Here is a 23,349-nt window from a genome sequence, read left to right as displayed (position 1 = left end):
CAATAAAAAAGCCGACTCAACTAGCCGGCTTTTTTTAGTATTAATAAGTACTAACGCTTTTTCATTGCTAAGAAGAACTCGTCGTTCGTCTTAGTATCTTTCAACTTGTCGATCAAAAACTCAGTTGCTGCGACATCATCTTCCATGTTGTGAAGAAGCTTACGCAAGATCCAAACCCGTTGTAGCTCATCATCCGACATCAACTGCTCTTCACGACGTGTACCAGAACGTCGAATGTTGATCGCTGGATAAGTACGTTTCTCCGCGATACGACGATCTAAATGCACTTCCATATTACCTGTGCCTTTGAATTCTTCGTAGATGACTTCATCCATCTTCGAACCAGTATCAACAAGTGCTGTTGCGATGATGGTTAAGCTGCCACCTTCTTCGACGTTACGTGCTGCACCAAAGAAACGCTTTGGACGCTCTAGTGCGTGCGCATCAACACCACCGGTAAGAACCTTACCAGAGCTTGGAATAATCGTGTTGTAAGCACGTGCAAGACGTGTAATCGAGTCGAGAATAATGACCACATCTTGTTTGTGTTCAACAAGACGCTTAGCCTTTTCAATTACCATTTCAGCTACTTGAACGTGACGTGCTGGCGGCTCATCAAAGGTACTCGCGACCACTTCGCCACGCACTGAGCGCTGCATTTCTGTTACTTCTTCAGGACGCTCGTCAATCAGAAGAACCATCAAGTGGCACTCAGGATTGTTCTTTGTAACCGATTGGGCAATCTGCTGCATCATCAAGGTTTTACCAGCTTTCGGTGGTGATACCACCAAGCCACGTTGGCCTTTACCTACTGGTGCTACTAAATCGAGGATACGACCAGATAAGTCTTCTGTTGAACCATTACCAACTTCTAGCACCAAACGATCATTAGGGAACAAAGGTGTAAGGTTTTCGAACAAAATTTTGTTCTTAGACGATTCCGGCTTATCGAAGTTAATTTGGCTAACTTTCAATAAAGCAAAATAACGTTCGCCATCCTTTGGTGGTCGAATCTTTCCAGAAATCGTATCACCCGTTCGAAGATTGAAACGACGAATTTGACTCGGCGAAACATAAATATCGTCTGGGCCTGCTAGGTATGAACCCTCAGCAGAACGCAAGAAGCCGAAGCCATCTTGAAGAATTTCAAGTACACCATCTCCAAAAATGTCTTCACCGCTTTTCGCGTGACGTTTTAGGATTGTGAAGATTACATCTTGCTTACGAGAGCGTGCTAGGTTGTCTAGCCCCATCTCTGAAGCGATTTCTAATAATTCAGGAACAGATTTTTTCTTAAGTTCGGTAAGATTCATAGCAATTGTCTTGAGGACACAGAGTTGTGTTTTTCGAAGGATTTAGGAAATTTCAGGGAAACGCGCTGCGAGCGCAATTAGTCATTGAGCCTTGCTAGTTACGGCTACAAACTTAAGATAGATCAATTCTTTTACAATAGCTAGTTTTATTGCGCAAAAAATCGCTTCACAAGCTAAAGTTTTTGATCAAAATACACTTGATGCAAGCAAACCAACTTATAAGGCCAAAAAAATCGGTATGAGTGCCAGCAAACTACTCCCTCTTGAAGATGCTATCGAACAATTATCCTCTCGTGTTCAAACCTGCTCGCAAGAAGAAACTACGCCCATTGAGCAAGCGCTAAATAGAGTATCCGCAAGCGATATAAAAGCGCGCATTTCCCAACCACCGTTTCACAACAGTGCTGTTGATGGATACGCGTTTCGTATTAGCGATATTCAAAAGTCAGCCCTCCCTGTCACGATGCGTGTTCCTGCAGGCAGTGCACCAGGGCAGCTTAAAGAAGGCGAAGCTGCTCGCATTTTTACTGGAGCTCCTGTACCAGAAGGTGCTGATTGCGTACTGATGCAAGAGAGTGCCGAACTAAGCGAACTTAACGGTACAACTCTGTTAAGCACCAGCTCAAATTTATCTTTGAATCAGAACCTTCGTCCAGCGGGGCAAGACTTTCAAGTAGGCGATACATTGCTCCGCAAAGGCGATGTTCTGCGCCCACAGAATATTTCTTTGCTTGCCTCTTCTGGTATCGCGGAGATAAAAACATATCGCCCTCTAACCGTTGCAGTAGTATCGACCGGCGACGAACTAGCGCAACCAGGAAGCGAGTTAAAACCCGGACAAATCTATAATTCGAACCAATACCTTTTGGAAGGATTAATCCGTAGCTTTGGCTTTGAAGTCCGCAATATCGGATGTGTCGCCGACAAGCTAGACGCGACGATCGAAGCCCTCAACAAGGCTGCGGAATCAGACATTATCATTAGCTCGGGCGGCGCGTCTGTTGGCGAAGAAGATTATATAAAAGCCGCGATCGAAGAACTTGGCGAAATAGATTTCTGGCGCATTGCAATTAAACCGGGCAAACCATTCATGCTTGGCAAAGTTGGCGATACACCTATTCTTGGATTACCGGGAAACCCGAGTGCAGTACTCGTGACATTTTTAATGCTGGCACGCTCTGTTTTATTGAAACGCCAGGGCTGCAGAGTAACGCAGATACGCACTCACCAGTTCCCTCTGGGCTTTAACTGGAAGAAAGCTAGCATTCGACGCGAATTTATCCGTGTGCGCCTGAACGAGGACAATCAAATCATCGCGCATCCGAATCAAAGTTCTGGCATGATGAGCTCATCATGTTGGGCTGAAGGCTTCGCAGTTATTCCCGAAAATACCTGCCCACAAGCTGGAGACTTAGTGACGTTTATTCCTTTCTCTCATCTTCTTCAACTTCCTGAAACTACCTTGGATCAGTAATGAAAGTACTATTTTTCGCGAGCTTAAAAGAACAGTTAAATTGTGGCGAACTTGAAGTCAATGAGCCGACTATATCAACGGTACAAGAACTCAAAGAACAGCTAGCAAACCGAGGTGAACCTTGGGCTTCTGCCTTAAACTCTACAAAGCTACTCGTTGCAGTAAACCAAGAAGTCACCGATTTCTCAGCGCCCATTAGCAACGACGATGACATTGCTTTCTTCCCTCCAGTAACAGGCGGCTAGCTCGATGATCCAAGTCCAAGAAAATGATTTTGATATTGCAGAGATTCATCAGCAATTACGCCAACAACATCCAGGAAAAACTGGTGCAATCTGTACTTTTACAGGTTTAGTGCGAGAGTTTGGAGATCAATCTGGCGTAGAAAGCATCGTGCTTGAACACTATCCAGGCATGACTGAAAAGCAATTAGCGAAAATCGTTGATCAGGCGAAACGACGTTGGCCTATCCTAGGAACATGCATTATTCATCGTGTCGGAGAACTTAAACTAGATGATCAAATCGTTGTTGTGGCCGTCAGCTCTTCTCATCGCGATGCATCCTTCGCTGCCTGCTGTTTGATCATGGATTATTTAAAACGAGATGCGACAATCTGGAAAAAAGAAGTCGGCGAAAAAACAGTCTGGGTTGAAGCAAAAGACAGTGATTTAGAACAGGCTAAACAATGGGAATCCTAATCCTTTAGCTTAGGATTCCTAAAAACTTACGCCACGTCCTCTTTCTTTTGCACCAAACTTACTACCGCCCAACCGCTCTGCGGCTCAACACTTTCTTTACCGCCGATAGGATAAACGCAGCCATCGCTCGAAATGCCAAATAACAATGTCGCTCTCGAATCATTCTCGCGTTTGTAATCCTCAAAAGAAAACTCATCACTCAGTTGTGTGAGTTTCACTGTCGCACCTTTCGCATACAGACTTGCCAACTTGGCGTAACTCAAGCCATCTTGAAACAAGCTATTGGTTTGCATGAACGTCTCTGATACTTGATGGCTGGCTCGTTGCTCTTGCTCCGCTTCTTTAAAAGCAAACACATGCTTTGCACCAAAGTGATCAAGGTAGTGATACACCACATGAGCGTTCAGTTGTTTGTAAGGTGAAATCGCTAAGAATTGCCCTATTCCGGTCAAATCAAGATTATTCTCAGCATGTTCTGACGCGGCATTCCCGTAGTACACCGGTAAACTTGCCATTCTAGCGGCACGAACATTTTCCCAGCTGGTATCAGATACAATAACTTTCACACCACGCTCTGAGAATGCTTTGGCAATATCACGAGCGAGTGGATTTGCCCCCAAGAATAAAAAGCCATGATCATCCGCTTCTTGCACGCCTAAGGCTTTCGCTAATGGTCGTGCGGTCACACTCTGCAAAGCCACAGTCACTACAATCACAAGAAACACTAAAGGCACCAGCACTCCAGCCTCAACCATTCCCTGCTCTTCTAACTTAAACGCAAATAACGAAGATACCGCAGCCGCGACGATACCCCGTGGCGCAATCCAAGATAAGAAAAATTTTTCTTGCCGACTTAAGTCAGTGCCAATCGCTGCGACAAACACGGAAATCGGGCGAGCCAAAAATATGAGTGCGAGCATAATCCATACTGCCGCAATGCCTAAGTCATACAGAGCGACTAATTCCATTCTGGCGGCAAGTAAAATGAACAATGCAGAGATCAGCAATACAGAAAGAGATTCTTTAAATTCTAAAATCTCATCGATCGGCACGCCTCTCATGTTGGCTAACCAAATTCCCATGACGGTCACCGTAAGCAAACCCGACTCATGTACCAAAAAATTAGAGAGCGCGTATACGCCGAGCATAAACGTCAGCGTGCCCGTATTTAATAAAAACTGCGGCAGCCAATGACTGCGCAAGGCTTCGCCCAATATATACCCAGAAGCGCCGCCTAAGGTTAGGCCTAAAACTAATGTGGCTCCGAATGTGCCGAGTGTTTGTAAAAACGCACTGCCGCCATCACCACTTGCGATAATAAATTCGAATACCAATACGGCGAGTAAAGCTCCTATTGGGTCAATGACTATGCCTTCCCATTTTAAGATATTAGTAATTCGTCCGGAGGGTCTGACAGAGCGAAGTAAGGGCATGATCACCGTGGGTCCGCTGACTACGACAATCGAACCAAACAACATTGCGAGAGATAAAGGGATATCGAGCGCTAGATACGCGGCAAAGGTTGCAATAAAACAAGTAACAACGGTGCCTGAGGCTAGTAGGTTACGTACCATTTTGCCGTGGCCACCGAGCTCAGAAAACTTAAGGGTTAAACTTCCCTCAAATAAGATAACCGCTACAGCAAGAGAGATAATCGGAAACAACATGTCTCCGAGAAGGCCATCTGGGTTCAACCATCCCAGCCACGGGCCAAGGATGATTCCCGCAACAAGCAAGAACAAAATAGCCGGTTGGCGTAAACGCCATGCGACCCACTGACAAATTAATGAAACGACGCCGATTGAAGCGAGAGTAATAACGCTGTGTTCAAGCATCGAGGCTTTCCTTGGGGATCAACACATCTCCATGGCCCGCTCAACGCAGGCAAACTGGCTAAAATAAAACTTATCTAGCCAGTTTAGCAAGGATTCTCGATACGCCCACCATTGCGAACACAGATGTGACGGATGTGACTGCACCAAAGCCTGAAGCGCAATCCAACTTAACAGGTCCGGCTCCATCAGGTTTCGAAGCGCATACACTGCCATCGAGTTGGGCATACTTTAATTGTTCGGTTGAGTAGACACACTCAACGCCAAACTTACGTTTTGGATTGCGGGAATAGTTATGTAAGCGACGCAAGTTGTTTCGAATCTTCGCCAACAATGGGTCTTGCGTGGTGCGTGCCAAATCTTCAATCTGGATTTGTGTCGGGTCCAATTGTCCGCCAGCGCCGCCGCAAACCATCAATGGAATTTTGTTTCGACGGCAATGCACAACAATAGAAGTTTTTGCCTTCACGCTGTCCGTGGCGTCAAATACATAACTAAATTCTGTAGTGAGTAAGTCACCGACATTTTTAGGCGTTAGAAATGTGTGCTTCACATGGACTTGAATATCAGGGTTGATCTCTTTAAGACGCTCAGCCATTACCTCGGTCTTCATATGGCCAACCGTATTCTGCAAGGCATGGACTTGTCGATTGATATTGGAAACACAAACGTCATCCAAATCAATCAAAGTGATCTCACCAATACCTGAACGCGCTAACGCTTCAGCTACCCATGACCCAACACCACCAATACCCACTACAGCTATATGGCTATTTAAAAACACCTGCAAGGCGTTCATGCCATAGAGTCGGGCAATCCCTCCAAAACGAAAGGCGTAGTCTTCTGTAATTGACTTTAGGTTCACAGACTCTTGATCAGACATCGACTGCACCCTCTAATTCAAACGCTAAAAAGTCGTGATCAACTAACTCATAACGCTTGCGCTTAAGCGGTTTCAATTTACTCAAATCCACTACCACCAAACCATCAATACAGTCTTGAAAATCAGGGTCGATATTAAAGCCGTGGAATCGGGTTCCACCGTCATCACATAACTCAGAGTATTGCTTGTAAAGCGTAGGAACAGAGTGACCAATCAAACCCAGCTGCTCACGCAACACAACAAAGGCATCTCTTGCATCTAAACCATCGAACAGGTGCTGATTGTGGGCCCTGGCTTGATAGCCCATCATGTAAGGTCGTTTACATTCGATAATCGGTGTATGTGAAAAATAGTACTTACCGTAATAACCAAGCAAGAGGTCCTTACCTTTTTGGCTAAAGGCATTTGAAATACTCACTGCACCGAGCAAGTAGCGAACTTGAGAGTTTTGTCGAATATACGCGGCGATCCCCGTCCACAAGTAATCAAGACTGCGAGAGCCCCAATACTTTGGTTGAACAAAGCTTCTGCCCAGTTCGACACCGCGTGCCAAGGTTGGCTCAGCATTAGGCAAATAATGCATTAGTGTCGATGTATATAACTGATCAATCGCAATATCATGCGTTGACCGTAAACGATATGCACCAACGACTTCTTGGTCCGACTCGTCCCATAGAACAATATGCTGATAGTAAAGATCAAAGGCATCAACATCGCAGGCTTTGCCACTGCCCTCTCCGACTAAACGAAAGGCCTGTTCTCGTAGCCGACCGATCTCTTTCAATAAAGAAGAGCCCTCATTTACTGAACACAAGTAAATCAACTTTCCGTCTTTTGTTTTACCAAGCAAACTAGCGTGCTGAAGCTCGTCCAATAACGAGGACCTTGGCTCGGCCGGTGCAATCGCTGGCAAGGTCTTGAAATAAGAACTCTTCCCTTTAACCGCACGATATAACTGTTTTCGTAATAGCTTCGCTTTGTACTTATCTTGCAGGGGTAGATCTTTGTAATCCGTGGAATCGATTATCTCGCCAACAAGCAAACGTTGGTCGTAAACGTTCGGTAGAAACTTCTTCGCGAGTGTTTGAGCGAAATCTTGAACAAGGCCATGCCCACGATAAAAAAGACGTGCTTGTTGTAAATAAGGCTGCTCGGAACTCGAGACATGAATATGCAATAAGGGGCTTTGTGAATGCTCTGCAATGGCAAGAAAGTCTGTCGGCCAGCGCTCTTGCGTGATTTTAGGAACACCTTCGGAACGTCCCAAATGAACAGGCTGAATAATGAGCACACCCTCATTTGCAAGATGCTCTAATGCCTTGTGCTTTGTTTGTTCTGACGACTGTTGGGCTGCATTTAATTGTGTGCCATCAGGCAAGTCCGTCAGCCATCGATTGCCTGTCTCTGCAATACAGGCAACATCTGATCTTACCTGCGAGACTAGGTGCAATAACGCTAAGCTCGAAACGCCCGGTAAAGGATCATTTGCTAGGATGATTAAACGACCAAGTTGTGGGATACGATCAAGGCTTGCCGGATCATATTCAAGACCGACTCCCGCTTGCTTCACGAGCTCGGAAACCGAGGTATGAAATGAACCCGCAGACGTTTGCGGCGGGACTATTTCACGACTTCCTGCTTGCCGCGCAATGAATGGCAGTTTCAGCATCAAACAAATCTCTAAACAGATTTACGGTAAAGCAAATCCCACACACCGTGCCCTAAACGCTCTCCACGTTTTTCAAACTTAGTAGTAGGTCGGTAGTCAGGCTTGGAAGAATACGAGCCGGTCTCTGCACAATTACTGTAATCAGGTGCTGCATCCATAACCTCAGCCATATGTTCTGCATAAGGCTCCCAGTCTGTTGCCATATGAAACACTCCACCCTCGGAAAGCTTAGTGGCAACCAAAGCAGCAAATTCTGGCTGAACAATACGACGTTTGTGGTGACGTTTTTTATGCCAAGGGTCTGGGAAATATAACTGTAAACGCGCCAAGCTGTTGTTAGGCACTTTGTTCTTAAGCAACTCAACCGCATCGCAACACAACAGACGTAAGTTTGTGAGCCCTTCGTCTCCCGCCTGAGCGAGTAAGGCACCAACTCCGGGTCGATGGACTTCAACGCCGACGAAATTCGTATTTGGGTCAGCTTTCGCCATTTCAAATAATGAACTGCCCATACCGAAACCAATCTCGAACACAACCGGGTTTGTATTGCCAAATATCTCTTCGAAATTTAGTTCTTGTTCAGGATCGAGGCCAAAGGCTTCCCAATATGAATCCCACCCTCGGGTCTGCCCAGCGGTCATTCTCCCGCTTCGCACTACGAAACTGCGTATAACTCGCTGCATTGGGTTGTCTTGATCTGTCACTGAAAGTCCTTAATTTTGAATCTATTACACGGGGGAGGATTTTAGATTTAGCGTGATTTCTTAGCAAGTTAGTCAGGGATTCTTATGAAAGACCCACTTCGTGCACATTTAAAGCGTGATCGAGAACACAAGGCCATAACGATTTAACGATCTGTTACATATTTGGTGATGTTTTGCACGGATAGGTTAAAAATTGATCGTATACTTAGCAGCACAGATTCACGAAGAAGCGATCGTGGTTCTGTCTTCCTTGAAGAAACCCCTATTAAGGAGTCACAATGTGACTCCTCTTTTTTGCCTTTTAAAAAGTATCAAACCTTGGATAGCACAGATCTGAACCGCAAGGCTTGAGACAAATGCCCCTGACTAATCACCGCCTGCCCAGAACAATCCGCCAAGGTTCTCGCGAGACGCATCATTCTATGCGCGGCTCTGTTCGATAAAGCCAATTTATCAATCGTTACGATTAACCAATCTTGTTGGACTTCACTTAACGCACATATTCGCGATAAGTCTTCACCATGTAACTCGCTATTCAAACATCCTTGGCGGCGCATTTGTATCTCACGTGCCTGCTCAACACGTGCTCGCACCTGTGCACTCGATTCAGCTTTTTCCTTAGCGCCAAGAGAAACCCGTGCCGACTGAAAAGGCACCTCAACATACATATCAATTCGATCTAATAAAGGGCCCGATAATTTTCGGCGATACTGTTCGATTTGTTGCGGCGTATCAGTACAAGCAATCGTTGGATGCCCTAAATAGCCACACGGGCATGGATTCATGGCAGCAATAAATTGAAAATTCGCAGGTAAGGTAATTTGATGCTGTGCGCGCGCGATCGAAATCGCATTCGACTCTAAAGGCTCTCGTAGCATCTCAAGACTATGCCTCGAGAACTCTGGCAGCTCATCCAAAAATAAAACACCCTGATGCGCTAAAGACACTTCGCCGGGTTTAGGTTTAGCGCCACCTCCTACAAGAGAAACCGCCGAACACGAATGATGAGGTGAACGAAATGGTGGTGTAAACCAATCCCCCTCATCTCTCGGAGTATTGGTTAAGCTATATAAAGCGGCTACGTCGCGTGCTTGTTTGATATTAAGTTGAGGCAATATGCCGCTGATACGCGAAGCAAGCATACTTTTGCCTGTTCCTGGCGGACCAAATAACAATAAGTTATGCCCTCCCGCTGCAGCTATCTCTAGCGCTTTACGCGCAGAATACTGACCAAGAACATCCGACAGATCATCTATTTGAGCATCTAGGTCTTGATCAGAAGTTTCTGCAGTATATCGGCATGTCGTTGCACGCTCAGGATCGCGAAGATATTCCACCAACTGCCGAAGGTCTTCTATGCCATAGATCGATTTTGCACCTAATAAGTGAGCATAACGGAGATCATCCTTTGCAACAAACACACGGTGGCTAGACTCGAGGCTTTCAATCAAAGAAGGTAAGACACCCGTGACGGGACTGCACTCTCCAGTTAATGCTAACTCGGCAATAAACTCGCAAGCGCTAATATCAACTCCATTCAATTGCCCACTTGCCGCCAAGATCCCAACAGCAATAGCTAAATCGAAACGGCCGCCCTCTTTCGGTATGTCTGCAGGCGCTAAATTAACGGTCACGCGGCGCATCGGGAACTCAAAACCACTATTTATAAGTGCGCAGCGCACACGTTCACGGCTTTCTTTTACGGCCGCCTCGGGTAAACCAACAACGGTAAATGAAGGCAGACCATTGGATAGATGCGTTTCAACACGCACGGAAGGGGATTCAACGCCGAACAATGCCCGCGTTTTCACAATAGACAAACTCATTACGCATCCTTGCTCAAATATTGCACAACCATGGTGCAAGTTTTACTTTGCCATCCTTAGCAAAGCTTTTTGACCAAACGAGTGTTACTCGTCGATTTTACTTTGTAAGTCCTGTACAGACTTTTCTAACTGTTCAAGCATTTCTCTCGTGCGCTCTAGCACTGCTTGTTGTGCATCGAACTCTTCACGAGATACTAGATCCAACTTATTGATAACACTAGAAATAACAATCTTCAGATTGTTTGAAATCTCGTCCTGTGCAGCTTTACCAAATTCAGGAAAAACTTGATTAACCTGATCTTGAATCACTCCGAATAATTGCTGAGGGTTCAACATAGTCTCTTACCAACTGTCTAAAACTGGCGCCAAGTCTACCATTGCCCTCCATCGAATCACAGTTGAAGAATACGCACCAAAATAAAGCACCAAAACAGTGCGTAGCACACATACTCGCCCTTCTTAAGCGCACTTTTCAAAAACAAAACATCAAAAAATATTCATAAGCGACTGATTATTATGAACTTTTAATCATTGGCACACAGACTGCTTTATCAGTTCACTACGATGCAGCAGAAGACTCGCTGCCCAGTCGAGACAGAAATAATAATGAAATAGGCGGCATAATAAGGAGACATATATGAAACTCGTAACTGCCATTATCAAGCCTTTCAAGCTGGACGATGTGCGAGAAGCATTATCTGAAATTGGCGTGCAAGGTATTACGGTAACTGAAGTAAAAGGCTTCGGTCGTCAGAAAGGTCACACAGAACTATACCGCGGTGCGGAATACGTTGTGGACTTCCTTCCAAAAGTAAAAATCGAAGTAGCTATTGGCTCTGATTTACTTGATCAAGTAATCGAAGCAATCTCTAAAGCTGCAAACACAGGAAAAATCGGTGACGGTAAGATCTTCGTTTCTGCTCTTGAGCAAGCGATTCGTATCCGTACCGGCGAAACCGGCACTGACGCTGTATAACCATTTTATAAATCATAAGAGCCTAGGTACGGAGGGCTATCATGGAACAGTTATCCAATAACATATTTGAACTTCAATATGCGATGGACACCTTTTATTTCTTGGTGTGCGGCGCATTAGTAATGTGGATGGCGGCAGGTTTCGCCATGCTTGAAGCAGGTCTTGTTCGCGCTAAGAACACGACTGAAATTTTGACTAAAAACGTCGCGTTGTTCGCGATCGCTTGTACTATGTACTTAGTATGCGGTTACGAAATCATGTACGGCGGCGGCTACTTCTTAAGTGCTACTGACAGCGTTGCTTCTATGGACGAAGCTGCAATCGCTGGCGTACTTGCTTCTGCAACTGAAGCTGGTTTCGGCGACATGGGTGAGTACTCAGGCGCGTCTGACTTCTTCTTCCAGGTAGTATTCGTTGCAACTGCAATGTCTATCGTATCTGGTGCGGTTGCAGAGCGTATGAAGCTTTGGGCTTTCCTAGTTTTTGCGGTAATCATGACTGGTTTCATCTATCCAATGGAAGGTGCTTGGACTTGGAACGGCGACGCAGTATTCGGCTTGTATGAGCTTAGCTACAGCGACTACGCAGGTTCTGGTATCGTTCACATGGCTGGTGCAGCAGCTGCACTTGCTGGTGTTATCCTTCTTGGTGCTCGTAAAGGTAAGTACGGTCCTAACGGTGAAGTTAACGCTATCCCAGGCGCTAACCTTCCACTAGCGACTCTTGGTACTTTCATCCTTTGGATGGGCTGGTTCGGTTTCAACGGTGGTTCTACTTTGAAGCTTGGCGGTATCGCTGTAGCAAACGAAGTTGCTAGCGTATTCTTGAACACAAACGCTGCTGCAGCGGGTGGTTTGATTGCTGCTCTTATCGTTGCACGCATCTTGTTCGGTAAAGCAGACCTTACAATGGCATTGAACGGCGCACTAGCTGGTCTTGTTGCTATCACTGCTGAGCCTGCAGATCCATCTCCACTACTTGCTACTGTAATCGGTGCAATCGGTGGTGTGATCGTCGTATTCTCAATCGTTACTCTTGATAAGCTTAAGCTTGACGATCCAGTCGGCGCGATCTCTGTACACGGTGTTGTTGGTCTTTGGGGTATCTTCGCGGTACTACTTTCAGACGCAGACGCTACGTTCATGGGTCAGCTAGTAGGTGCGGTAACAATCTTCGCATGGGTATTCGTAACAAGCTTGATCGCTTGGGGCGTAATCAAAGCGGTTATCGGTCTACGAGTTTCTGAAGAAGAAGAGTACGAAGGTGTGGATCTTTCAGAATGTGGTATGGAAGCATACCCAGAGTTCACTAAAGACTAATCAACTAGTCCTTAGTAAGATCTAAGAAGAAGGGCGCTCATTGAGCGCCCTTTTTTGTTGTCTATCGAATTGTTTGTTTAACCCTACGCATAAAAAGTTATTGTTTAGCATTCTATGTTTGGGAATAAATAGAAGCGACCATCCTCCCGTTCGTCATTCCGGACAGCGAAGCGCGACAAGGTGAATTGCGCAATGCGCAAGAGAGGGTGCCCTGGGGTATCCGGAATCTGGTTTGTGAATGCACAGAAATAGACAGTTGAAGACCTTGCTCCAATACCTATTTTAATGCTCGCTCTGCTAACAAAGCTGACAATGTACTGAGTAAGGGTAGGTATTTTTCGATTTTATATGGAATTATCAACGGTCGTAGAAATATATGCCTCGTTAGAACACTTTATACACAACGCAAGCCAGTACTGAAAATTGCATTCAAGCCATAACATAACTACAATGTAATTATGAGCAAGTACAAATTTGAATGGGATGCAAATAAAGCCGCATCAAATATTAAGAAGCACGGAGTTAGCTTCGAAGAAGCCAAGTCTGTCTTTTACGACAATGCGGCGCGGCTGATTCCCGATCCAGATAGCTCAGAAGGTGAAGAGCGTTTTATCCTTTTGGGACAAAGCTCATATTTAAAAACACTAGTCGTTTGTCATTGCTATCGAGACTCTGAAGATACCATTCGTATTATTTCAGCTCGGAAAGCTGACAAGCGTGAAAGTAAGCAATATGAGGGCTTTTAGTTATGCGTGACAACTACGATTTTTCAGATTCAGTACCAAACCCTTACGCGAAAAAACTTAAAAAGCAAATCACCATTCGTCTTGATGAGGACGTTATTGAGTACTTTAAGTCGTTATCGGCGTCCAATGGCATACCCTATCAAAACTTAATTAATCTCTATCTCAAAGACTGCGCAGCAACACACAAAGAACTTAGTTTAGAATGGCACTAAAGGCTAAAGCCAATTGTGTTCAGTTATGATGCACACAAGGAATGAAAAGCGGACATTGGTTTTCCATTCGCAAATAGACAATTGCAGATCTTGGCACTGAACCATTCTCGATGCCTACTTCAAGAAGAAAGGAGACCTTGGGTTCTGAGCTATCATAACTTGGGTTTAGTACGAAGATACAACAAAGCCGATGAAATTGTAGGCTTTGTTTTGATTTCCTCATGGCCAGAAGTAAAAGTTCAGATAAGGAGTGTACGACGTCTATGGCCCGAACTTAGCGGCCCTTTCGCACTTGTAGTTTCCTTTGTTCAATTAAAGATGAAAGAAGACATTATTAATCGCTCTGCTAAATGACATTTAAATTCTTATTCAAATGCAAAGCACTAATTGCTAGTCTGACAACACCTTCGTTGCAACGAATAAGTTATACTCCTGAACTGATAATAAGTTTTGGATAGTCCTTGCTCAAAAGAGACTTTTAAAATATCCAGTAACTAAATATTAGTTCCAATGAGCATGCCCTCAGCTTTCAATAAATAAAACTATTCTAAGTAACTTTAATAAAGCAACGATTGCGCTACTGGTCTTTCATAACATTCGGTTAATAACGAGAAACAGCTAGGCTCTAGTTTGCAAACGCGAGAAGAAACGTGAAAATTTCGCAAAAAACTTGATACAGTTTCTATACCCCGTGTAGGTCCAGTTCGAAGCGTGACTCACGATAACATGCCATTAAATTATATGAACAAGTGTCTTGCTGAGGATCGGTAGCAATATAGTGCGTTTCTGACGTAACATTAAATCGCGTTTCGCAACAGGGCTCAACCATAGTTAAAGAGCGAGCATCAAGAAAAAACACAGAATCATAAATGACTATATTTTCCTAAGGAGAGATGATTGATTTCAGAAAAAGAGGGGGTCGGGCATGCGCAGCCTCATTGGTTTATTGATCCCGGGCATACGGACTATCTGGCAGTGATCGTTATCATTCTGCTTTTGGTAGGTTTGTATGGTGTTGTCTATCTTTACGCGGCATTTGACCGCTGGGCGGAACGAAAGTCATCAAATACACCGCTAGCTCGAACTATTCCTACCTTACTCGCTATCGCTTTAGTATATGAGATATTTCCCGTTGATCACTTTCATGCTTTCCTCCCTCTCAGTGCAATTCTTATAGCATTGATGGCGGACTGGTCACGTTTCCACCTACATAAATCATCGTCAGATAGACTACCAGCCCCACACTCCGGGATGGAGCAAGGTCATACTGGACAACATGAGTGTAACGAAGTTGATATGGTTAAAGGTGCTGACAAGGTGCGCGATGTTTGAACTTTTATTTACGTCGTTTCCTGCGGTCATACGTTATTTCCAGCTGCGCCGGCGCGGGGAGTCAATGACGGTTTGGAATATGAAAACAGCTGTTTTTTTGTGGGCGATAATGGCTTTTACTGTGTTTGTAGTTATTTTTTATTTTCACCCAAAAACGTATGCAGGCGTGGTGCCTTTTAGGACGGTTTCGGTCGTTGCTCAAACTTCAGGACCAGTGACAGACATTTATGTAAAAAATGGCCAGCGAGTAAATACCGGAGATCTTTTGTTTCGTATTGAAAATAGTGCGCAGCTCGCAGCATTGTCTGAGGCAGAGGCTCAATTGGCGGTCATTGAAGCTGAGCAAGCCAAAGCAGAAGATAACAAACTTATAGCTGAAGCCAGTGTTCGCGAGATTCAGGCTCGATTGGTAAGTCTGCGAGATGAACTACGCGATGCAAAAAGCATACTGAAACGAGGTTATGGTACAACAAATAATGTGATTGAGGCTCGGTCTCAAGTTCAGGTGGGAGAGGCGGATCTGGATGCAGCGAAAGCTCAGCTTGATCTTACTGATGTTGAACTAACAGAGGGTATCCCCGCAAGACTGGCAGCATCCGAAGCCGCGATTGAAAAAGCGAGAACAGCCTTGGATTTTACAGAGGTTCGATCGTTCACAAATGGAACCGTAACCCAGCTGGCACTCAGCGTTGGCAGCCCAACGACTACACTTGTATTGAGACCATCGATGGTCATCATTCCCGATCGACCTGAAAACACATCAGTACGTGTTTCTGCAGGATTTTCTCAGGTTTCGAAAACGACCCTTTATGAGGGAATGCCAGCAGAAATCGCTTGTGACACTAATGCGAGCCTATCTTATAGAAATGCAATACTTCCTGCACGGATCGTTTTACTGCAGCCCGCTGTTGCGACGGGTCAAGTGACCCCCAGTGATGACTTAAAAGATCTACAAAATGCATCACAGCGCGGAACAATTCATGCCATGCTGGAACTTATTCACAATGAGCATGAAGCCTTATTGCTGGATGGTTCGGGTTGTATCGTACAGACCTATACCAATAACTTGGAAGGGGTTTTCGGGCACATTGTCGCCGCTACCGGAGTTGTTAAGGCTGCAGGGCTTAGAATGAAAGTATTGGGTTCAATACTGGCTGGTATCGGCCTAGCAGGCGGTGAACACTAAGTGTAGATAGCTTAGTTCAAAAACGAATGAGAAATGTCCAACTCTATGATGCCAACGGAGCTTTGCAACTGATTTCTGCTAAAGGTTTGTATCACCCTTTCACTTCAGATAAAAGAAACCTTCGGCATCTCAGATAGCCATTTGCGGACAGTTACGCCAGGTCTTGTTTGTGTCGGTCATTCTGAAGAGATCGGAACACCAGGGCCGCCATGAAGGACTCAAGGCGTACATATAATCTCTTCCGCCTGATCAAACATCGGAGGGTTAAATGTGTTTCAGATTTACGATGCCAATTAATTTAGTACGCCTTAAAATTGCAACGATATAGCAAATGAGTGGAGTATGTGATGACTGCAATGCAACAAGTTTTTTATTTGGTTTCTGTATTCGGAAACCTGCTATTTTTGTCACTTTGGATGGTGACCGGTCAAACATTTTTCACGGTTATGTTGGTACTGACTATCAGCTACTCTGTGGTCGGGTTTTACGATTTAAACTACAGTGCGCATACTTTAAACAGGCTGTACCCCGTCGTCGCACATATCCGCTATTTTCTTGAGTCTTACCGAGTTGAAATTCATCAATACTTTATTGCAAATAATACGGAAGAGCTGCCATTTAATCGAGAGCAGCGGTCACTTGTATATCAAAGAGCAAAGGGTGAAATTGATACGAAGGCCTTCGGTACAGAACGAGATATCTTCCAGCAAAACTATCTATGTGCCTGGCATTCGCTAGCCCCAAAAGAAGTTCACCCAGAACATATTAGAGTTATGGTCGGGGGGAAAGAGTGCAGAAAACCCTATTCCTGCTCACGCCTAAATGTTTCAGCGATGAGTTATGGTGCGCTGAGCCAAAACGCTATTGAGGCATTGAACAAAGGCGCAGCTAAAGGTGATTTCTTCCACAATACCGGCGAGGGCGGAGTCAGCCCATTTCACCTAAAACATGGGGGCAATCTGGTTTGGCAATTGGGTACGGCATTTTTTGGTTGTAGAGATATCCATGGTAATTTTTCTGATCGCGCGTTTAGTGAATTAGCGAACCAAGGCGCCATCAAAATGATAGAGATAAAGCTATCACAAGGCGCGAAACCAGCCCATGGTGGAGTGCTGCCGGCGGCAAAGATCAGTGATGAGATTTCACGTATCAGAGGTATCCCCAAGGATCGGGATTGTATTTCTCCTCCAGTTAATTCGCTATGCCGCACCCCTATAGACTTGTTGAATTTTGTGAAACGATTGAGGGAACTATCAGGCGGAAAGCCCGTGGGTTTCAAATTCTGTATGGGCAACCCAGCAGAGTTTCTGGCCATCTGCAAAGCGATGTTGAAAACGGGTATTTCGCCTGATTTTATCTCGGTGGATGGGGCGGAAGGTGGAACGGGGGCTGCTCCTGTTGAATTTTCCAATCGATTGGGTATGGGATGCTTGGAAGCCACCTACATTGCTCATAATGCACTGCTTGGTTGTGGCCTGAGGAATGAGATACGCATCATTAGTTCTGGTAAAACCGCTTCTGGATTTGATCTTTTAACAAAAGTCGCTTTTGGGGCAGATATTGTTTCGGCAGCTCGTACCATGATGTTTGCTCTAGGTTGTATCCAGTCGCAGTCCTGCAATACCAACTATTGCCCTACAGGTATCGCAACACAAGACCCGGTGCGTTCCAAGGCGCTTAATGTCGAGAGCAAATCAGAGCGTATTAAGAACTTTCAAAAGGCAACCGTAGATAGCTTTTTAGAGCTGGTTGGCGCGATGGGTTTGGAAAACCCAGACCAATTGCAGCCCTTTATGATAAGACGCAGAAACGCAAATGGGCTGAGTTTTGAGGGCGGTCTAACATTTCCGCCGCTCACGGAGGGAGCTCTCATTAATGAAGAAGAACAAGCTGACGAATGGTCTATGTATTGGCAGGCGGCTGACGCTAATTCATTTACACCCAAAGAACTTCTTAAATTTTCCCCTTGATAACACCATCTAATGGACTTTTACAACGCAGATAAACTAATGCCTTTCCTGAGAGTTTAGTAAAAAAGAAGGCGTAACTAGTTTCGAATAATCTTGTTCAGTTCGTCCGTTCCCCCAAGAAATCTGCCTAATTAACATCAGAAATTTGCCTTAGCTTTATGTCGGCTTTTGTCTATTAGTGCGCGCTGCATTTATTTGGGCTTGGATTCTTTGCAAGCTAAATTGATGTGTCGATAAGTTTCGAGGCTATGTGGTTTCTATGGAGGGTTTTTATAGTCGATATTCGTTTTTTTACGGTAGCACCATGGTAGCGCCAGAATGTAAAACTCTTTACGGCGTGCTCTAAGTTATTGATAAAAAAAGGCTTCCTAAAAGGAAGCCCGAAAGTATTATAACAACTAGGGATTTGGGAAATGACATTGGAGAGGTGTTAGCGCGCCGTCATTTCCCTTGCGCTATATTTTTAACCCTAGCTTAGTTTTGGTCGTCTGCTTGGCGGGTAACGAAAAACACCTGAAATTCAATAATCTCGTTACATAAAACAACAACTGTTAATAGGTAAATAAATGTCAAGCTATAAAAAACAAGCATTTACCTTGCAAAAGCTAGAATGTGCTTTATATTTATTACGTAAGCTAAAAATTGGCGAAGGTCATTAACGAGTTCTACCAAGCTCCAGACCTTACAGACCGACCGGCTACAAACTATAAAATTAAGCCACACAAAGTGGCGCAGTAATGACAACTAAATAGCTTTACCGTGCGGGTAAAAAGGTATCACTATGTCTCAGCAAGCCAATGGGCCTATCGCTGCGTGTTCGAGCGAGTCTCCGGCCAACCTACGTAATAATGTTCGACAGCAACTCAGCGCAGATGTAGACGCGTTTTTGAGTAAAGGTGGCGCAGTTAGCCAGATTGCTGACAATGTACGAGCAGATCCTCCTAAAAAACCAACAATGAATTATGGCTCTGCCCCAATTTAGGGCGTAGCCAGTAGTAAGCAGTAGTGTAGTAAGAAGTAAGTAGATTTCAGTCCGGCTTTAGGTAAGAAGTAGTATTCATGTGAGCGCGTTTATACGCGCTTTTTTTATGCGTGCTTGCAAAGCACTGCCTTTGTGCGCATAATCACCCTCCCAAATGAGAAGCAATTCTCCTTTTTAGTGTGACGCTGTTGATTAGAAAGCATAAGAATGACGGCAGCGAAAACGCAAACGTGTAGACAGGATGTTGCTAAACGCGTGTTATAAGAGGTTGTAAGTAGTAGATGTTGGTTGAGATGTACAATATAGCAATGGCCGCGACCATGGCAATTGCTGGGCTGTTATTGACGCGGGACTATGTAAGGTTCCTTCAAAGTACGCACAAAATGAATGCACTTGTTAAAAGTGTTCAACATGTCTTTTCACCATCCTCTCATCGTGGAACGACCAAAAGTGGTTACTACCCTGTTCTAGAATATAGAAGTGAAGACGGCCCTGTAAGCTTCACTTGTATCGACCCTGAAGCGGCTGATCGCTTCCATATTGGCGACAAAATTAAGCTTCACGTATCTAAGTCACGCAGAAGTCACTCGCGTAATTGCCGTACTTTTGTCGCATTAAGTTTGATGTTGAGCCTGCTTGTTAGCGGTATGTTGATTTCAGCACTTGTTCCTGATTCAGGCATCGGTTTGATGCACATTATTATTGCGTCGTTCGTTGTTGCAGTTTGCTTATTTGTGATCGTTCGTTTTAAACGAGAGCAAGACGAAACAGAGAACCTACAAACGCTTGATATTGAAAACGGTGACGTGCGCTATTGTTTGCGTGAGCCAACGGCTTTCAACCAATGGCGTAAGAGTTTCTATGACCGAAAGCAAGCTGTTCGTGTTCGTATGTCGCAAGTTTTCGGTGCATGTTGTTTTGTGGCTTCCGGCAGTATTGTCGTAGGGGCAATTCTACCGAGTATTATCTAAGCACCTCGACGCCATTGGTGGAATCGTTCTACCAGCTTTAGAGTGCTCGGTTTAACGCTAGCGCGTTTCCATTCTCCGGCTAAGTATTTATTCGATTCCGCTAGGGTAGGATAAATATGGATCGTTCCCAGAAGTTTGTTTAAGCCAAGATTATGCTTCATGCCCGTCACGAACTCGGTGATCAAGTCGCCAGCATGATGTCCGACAATGCAAGCGCCTAGTATTTTGTCTTTGCCTTTTTCTGTCAGCACTTTTACTTGACCATAATCGACGCTATCGGCAATGGCGCGATCTAAGTCATCAATCCCGTAGCGGTGCACGTCATATTCGATGTTAGCTTGTTTTGCTTCATCTTCGCTTAAGCCTACTCGCGCGATTTCAGGGTCGGTGAAGGTCGCCCAAGGAATCACGCGATAATCTGCTTTAAAGCGTTTCAGTGTGCCAAATAGGGCGTTCACCGATGCATACCATGCTTGATGCGAAGCTGCATGCGTAAGCTGATAAGGACCAGCAACATCACCGCAGGCATAGATGTTTGGATATTTAGTTTGAAGATATTCGTTGACCTCAATCGTGCCGTTTTCTGAATTTTCGATACCTAGTTCTTCAAGACCAAAACCTCGGGTATTCGCTGTACGACCAACAGCAAACAACACGCAGTCAAATTCGATCTCTTTGGATTGTTCGCCAGCGTCGAGAACGAGTAGCTGCTGCGAGCTATCAGTAGTGTCTTTAGCGCGGACAACAGAATGGCCAAGTAAAATATTCATGCCTTCATCGCGCATTTTCGCCAGTACGAGCGAAGACATATCTTCATCTTCTTTTGGCAATAGGCGCATGTCGCGACCTACCAAGGTGACGTTCACACCTAAACGATGGAAGCTTTGAGCGAGTTCGCAGCCGATCGGGCCTGTTCCAACGACAACCATAGATTTTGGTGGTGTACGAAGATTCCAAATCGTATCTGAATTGTATGCCAGTTCAGTATTGAGCCCTTCGATAGTTGGCATGGTCGGACGAGCGCCCGTCGCAATGACGATATTTTGAGCGGCAATTGTTTCGCCGTTTACCTCAACACGCCAGGGATCAAGAATTTTGGCGCTGCCTGTAATGCAGTTCACTCCCAGATCGGTATAGCGCTCGATGGAATCATGAGGTTCAATTTTCTTGATAACTTCTTGCACGCGTTCCATGACAGCTTCAAAGTTAACGCTCGTGTTTTCTACATTCACGCCGTAGGTGTTTGCGGTATCGACGTAATGCTTGATCTTCGCCGATCGAATCAATGCTTTGCTCGGTACACATCCTGTATTCAGACAATCTCCACCCATTTTATGGCGCTCGATAAGATCGACTTTGGCTTTTGTTGCCGCAGCAATATAAGAGCTTACTAAACCGGCAGCACCTGCACCGATTACTACCATGTTTGAGTCAAAGCTCTTTGGCTTATCGTACTCGCTGTAAACGCGTTGGGCCTTAATACGTTCCAGTGCGCGTTTGGCGACAAACGGGAATATGCCTAAGGCAGCAAAGGACAATAAAATTGCAGGAGATGCGATGCCTGATAACGAATCTAATTCTGCTAACTGTGTTCCCGCATTCACGTAGACAAATGTGCCCGGCAACATACCTAGCTGGCTCACCCAAAAGTAGCGGCGCAATGGAAAGTTTGTCAGCCCCATTAGTAAGTTGACTGCGACAAATGGAAAGATGGGTACGAGGCGCAAACCGAATAGATAAAATGCCCCTTCTTTATCAATGCCTTCATTGATTTTACTGAAGCTAGATTGAAAGCGTTGCTGTACCGAATCGCGGAACAGAGTTCTCGCCATTAAGAACGCGATACTTGCGCCTATTGTGCTAGCAAATGAGACGAGCAATAGCCCTTGCACGAGCCCAAAGATTGCACCTGCTGCGAGTGTAATCAGTGTGGCTGCTGGGAGTGACAGCGCGGTGACCGCGACATAGATTAGGAAGAAAATTATGGCAGCTTTAAAAGGCTCGTTAGCTTGATAATCAAGTAGAGCGTCGCGCTGCGCTAGAAAATAATCCAGGCTTAGGTATTGATCTAAACCAAGACTGTAAAACACGACAAAAGCAGCCGCGATGGCAATAATGAGAATGAGTTTTTTGACCGACATGAAATGCTCTTACTTAGTGGATGCTCAGCGAGATAAGACTTACTATAATCAGCTTAGTTCAATAGGCATAGCCCTATCAACGATTACCTAGTTTTTGGAGTTACTTTTGGCTTTTTCGCTATCACGACAGTTTCCTAACACTCGTATGCGTCGTTTGCGCGCTCAAGATGCAACCCGACGTTTAGTTGCAGAGAATACTTTGCAAGCTTCTGATCTGATCTATCCGATGTTTGTGATTGAGGGTGAACAACAGCGCGAGGCTGTGCCATCCATGCCAGGTGTTGAGCGTGTCAGTATCGATTTTCTGGTCGAAGAAGCCAAAGAGCTAGTTGCTTTAGGCATACCAGCTGTCGCGCTGTTCCCAGTGACGCCTCCATCGGCAAAGTCTGATTGTGCAAAAGAAGCATGGAATGCTGATGGCTTAGCCCAGCGGGCTGTCCGTGCTTTGAAAAATGCCACTCCAGAACTTGCGGTCATTACCGACGTTGCTTTAGATCCTTTTACTAGCCATGGCCAAGACGGTTTGATAGACGATGATGGCTATGTGCTAAATGATCAAACGGTCGAAGCATTAGTGAAACAAGCTTTATCTCATGCAGAAGCTGGTTCGGACATTGTAGCGCCGTCCGACATGATGGATGGTCGTATTTCTGCTGTGCGTGAAGCATTAGAAGAAGCGGGTCATGTAAATACTTCTATTTTGGCTTACTCGGCGAAATATGCATCGGCCTATTATGGACCCTTCCGAGACGCGGTTGGCTCAGCAGCAAATCTTGGTAAAGCGGATAAAAAGTCCTATCAAATGGATCCTGCTAACTTGCAAGAAGCGATTCATGAAGTGGCCTTAGATCTTGAAGAAGGAGCCGATATGGTGATGGTTAAGCCAGGCATGCCGTATTTAGACGTGGTACAAGCCGTTAAAACTGAGTTGCGTGTGCCGACTTTTGTGTATCAGGTGAGCGGCGAATATGCGATGCATATGGCAGCATTTGAAAACGGATGGTTAGATCGCGACAAAATGATTTTGGAATCTTTATTGTGTATCAAACGTGCTGGTGCCGATGCCATTCTGACGTACTTTGCAAAAGACGCTGCTAGATTATTAAACGGTTAG

General features: G+C 45.1%; 21 protein-coding genes. 13 read left to right on the top strand and 8 right to left on the bottom strand.

Features of this window, described 5'->3' with window-relative positions; translation table 11 throughout:
- Positions 1 to 50: 50 nt before the first annotated feature.
- A complete protein-coding gene (rho, locus tag A3762_RS09250; protein ID WP_068474170.1) occupies positions 51 to 1,313 on the bottom strand; it encodes a transcription termination factor Rho in 1,263 nt (420 codons plus the stop codon).
- 238 nt (positions 1,314 to 1,551) lie between these two features.
- Between rho and glp the strand changes: the two genes are divergently transcribed.
- The 3 genes from glp to A3762_RS09235 are packed head-to-tail and all read left to right on the top strand — an operon-like array spanning position 1,552 to position 3,486.
- The gene (gene glp / locus A3762_RS09245; protein ID WP_068755082.1) at positions 1,552 to 2,787 is read left to right on the top strand and encodes a gephyrin-like molybdotransferase Glp; all 1,236 of its coding nucleotides are present in this window, start codon (positions 1,552 to 1,554) and stop codon (positions 2,785 to 2,787) included.
- Positions 2,787 to 3,032 carry a molybdopterin converting factor subunit 1 gene (gene moaD, locus A3762_RS09240; protein WP_068473184.1) on the top strand — a complete coding sequence of 82 codons (246 nt, stop codon included), beginning with the start codon at positions 2,787 to 2,789 and terminating at the stop codon, positions 3,030 to 3,032. Before glp ends, moaD begins: the two co-directional genes overlap by 1 nt.
- Positions 3,033 to 3,036: 4 nt before the next feature.
- The gene (locus A3762_RS09235; protein ID WP_068755080.1) at positions 3,037 to 3,486 is read left to right on the top strand and encodes a molybdenum cofactor biosynthesis protein MoaE; all 450 of its coding nucleotides are present in this window, start codon (positions 3,037 to 3,039) and stop codon (positions 3,484 to 3,486) included.
- Between the two features lie 26 nt (positions 3,487 to 3,512).
- Here the strand turns inward: A3762_RS09235 and A3762_RS09230 are convergent, their stop codons facing one another.
- The 6 genes from A3762_RS09230 to A3762_RS09205 form a co-directional block, all read right to left on the bottom strand.
- Positions 3,513 to 5,321, bottom strand: a complete 1,809-nt coding sequence (locus A3762_RS09230) for a sodium:proton antiporter (protein ID WP_068755079.1) — start codon at positions 5,319 to 5,321, stop codon at positions 3,513 to 3,515.
- 70 nt (positions 5,322 to 5,391) lie between these two features.
- The gene (gene tcdA, locus A3762_RS09225; RefSeq protein ID WP_068474099.1) at positions 5,392 to 6,201 is read right to left on the bottom strand and encodes a tRNA cyclic N6-threonylcarbamoyladenosine(37) synthase TcdA; all 810 of its coding nucleotides are present in this window, start codon (positions 6,199 to 6,201) and stop codon (positions 5,392 to 5,394) included.
- Positions 6,194 to 7,870 (bottom strand): lysophospholipid acyltransferase family protein, encoded by a 1,677-nt coding sequence (locus A3762_RS09220; RefSeq protein ID WP_068755077.1) that lies wholly within the window; start codon positions 7,868 to 7,870, stop codon positions 6,194 to 6,196. Before A3762_RS09220 ends, tcdA begins: the two co-directional genes overlap by 8 nt.
- 11 nt (positions 7,871 to 7,881) lie before the next feature.
- Positions 7,882 to 8,574 (bottom strand): tRNA (guanosine(46)-N7)-methyltransferase TrmB, encoded by a 693-nt coding sequence (gene trmB / locus A3762_RS09215; protein ID WP_231878778.1) that lies wholly within the window; start codon positions 8,572 to 8,574, stop codon positions 7,882 to 7,884.
- Between the two features lie 311 nt (positions 8,575 to 8,885).
- Positions 8,886 to 10,400: a YifB family Mg chelatase-like AAA ATPase gene (locus A3762_RS09210; RefSeq protein ID WP_068474095.1), complete on the bottom strand. Its 1,515-nt coding sequence runs from the start codon at positions 10,398 to 10,400 to the stop codon at positions 8,886 to 8,888.
- Positions 10,401 to 10,484: 84 nt separating this feature from the next.
- Positions 10,485 to 10,736, bottom strand: a complete 252-nt coding sequence (locus A3762_RS09205) for an accessory factor UbiK family protein (RefSeq protein WP_068473212.1) — start codon at positions 10,734 to 10,736, stop codon at positions 10,485 to 10,487.
- Positions 10,737 to 11,037: 301 nt separating this feature from the next.
- Here A3762_RS09205 and glnK point away from each other — a divergent pair, with 301 nt between their 5' ends.
- From glnK to A3762_RS09155, 9 genes are all read left to right on the top strand, one after another.
- Positions 11,038 to 11,376 (top strand): P-II family nitrogen regulator, encoded by a 339-nt coding sequence (gene glnK, locus A3762_RS09200; RefSeq protein ID WP_068474092.1) that lies wholly within the window; start codon positions 11,038 to 11,040, stop codon positions 11,374 to 11,376.
- Positions 11,377 to 11,417: 41 nt separating this feature from the next.
- Positions 11,418 to 12,695, top strand: a complete 1,278-nt coding sequence (locus tag A3762_RS09195) for an ammonium transporter (protein WP_068755075.1) — start codon at positions 11,418 to 11,420, stop codon at positions 12,693 to 12,695.
- A gap of 458 nt (positions 12,696 to 13,153) precedes the next feature.
- Positions 13,154 to 13,441, top strand: a complete 288-nt coding sequence (locus A3762_RS09190; RefSeq protein ID WP_068755073.1) for a BrnT family toxin — start codon at positions 13,154 to 13,156, stop codon at positions 13,439 to 13,441.
- Between the two features lie 2 nt (positions 13,442 to 13,443).
- Positions 13,444 to 13,653 carry a BrnA antitoxin family protein gene (locus tag A3762_RS09185; RefSeq protein WP_068755071.1) on the top strand — a complete coding sequence of 70 codons (210 nt, stop codon included), beginning with the start codon at positions 13,444 to 13,446 and terminating at the stop codon, positions 13,651 to 13,653.
- Positions 13,654 to 14,550: 897 nt separating this feature from the next.
- Positions 14,551 to 14,985, top strand: a complete 435-nt coding sequence (locus A3762_RS09175; protein WP_068480646.1) for a hypothetical protein — start codon at positions 14,551 to 14,553, stop codon at positions 14,983 to 14,985.
- A gap of 79 nt (positions 14,986 to 15,064) precedes the next feature.
- Entirely contained in the window at positions 15,065 to 16,171 is a 1,107-nt protein-coding gene (locus A3762_RS09170; RefSeq protein ID WP_197469165.1) for an HlyD family secretion protein, read from the top strand.
- Positions 16,172 to 16,518: 347 nt separating this feature from the next.
- Entirely contained in the window at positions 16,519 to 18,141 is a 1,623-nt protein-coding gene (locus A3762_RS09165; protein WP_068755066.1) for an FMN-binding glutamate synthase family protein, read from the top strand.
- Between the two features lie 781 nt (positions 18,142 to 18,922).
- Complete coding sequence (locus tag A3762_RS09160) at positions 18,923 to 19,123, top strand: hypothetical protein (RefSeq protein ID WP_068479576.1); 201 nt, start codon at positions 18,923 to 18,925, stop codon at positions 19,121 to 19,123.
- A 293-nt stretch (positions 19,124 to 19,416) separates the two neighbouring features.
- The gene (locus A3762_RS09155) at positions 19,417 to 20,094 is read left to right on the top strand and encodes a DUF3592 domain-containing protein (protein WP_156493352.1); all 678 of its coding nucleotides are present in this window, start codon (positions 19,417 to 19,419) and stop codon (positions 20,092 to 20,094) included.
- On the opposite strand, the gene A3762_RS09150 is transcribed toward A3762_RS09155, so the two are convergent.
- Positions 20,091 to 22,235, bottom strand: a complete 2,145-nt coding sequence (locus A3762_RS09150) for an FAD-dependent oxidoreductase (RefSeq protein WP_068755062.1) — start codon at positions 22,233 to 22,235, stop codon at positions 20,091 to 20,093. The genes A3762_RS09155 and A3762_RS09150 overlap by 4 nt on opposite strands.
- Before the next feature lie 106 nt (positions 22,236 to 22,341).
- Here A3762_RS09150 and hemB point away from each other — a divergent pair, with 106 nt between their 5' ends.
- A complete protein-coding gene (gene hemB, locus A3762_RS09145; protein ID WP_197469164.1) occupies positions 22,342 to 23,349 on the top strand; it encodes a porphobilinogen synthase in 1,008 nt (335 codons plus the stop codon).

This window comes from Oleiphilus sp. HI0125, from assembly GCF_001635355.1.
This window is presented reverse-complemented; position numbering and strand designations above follow the sequence as displayed.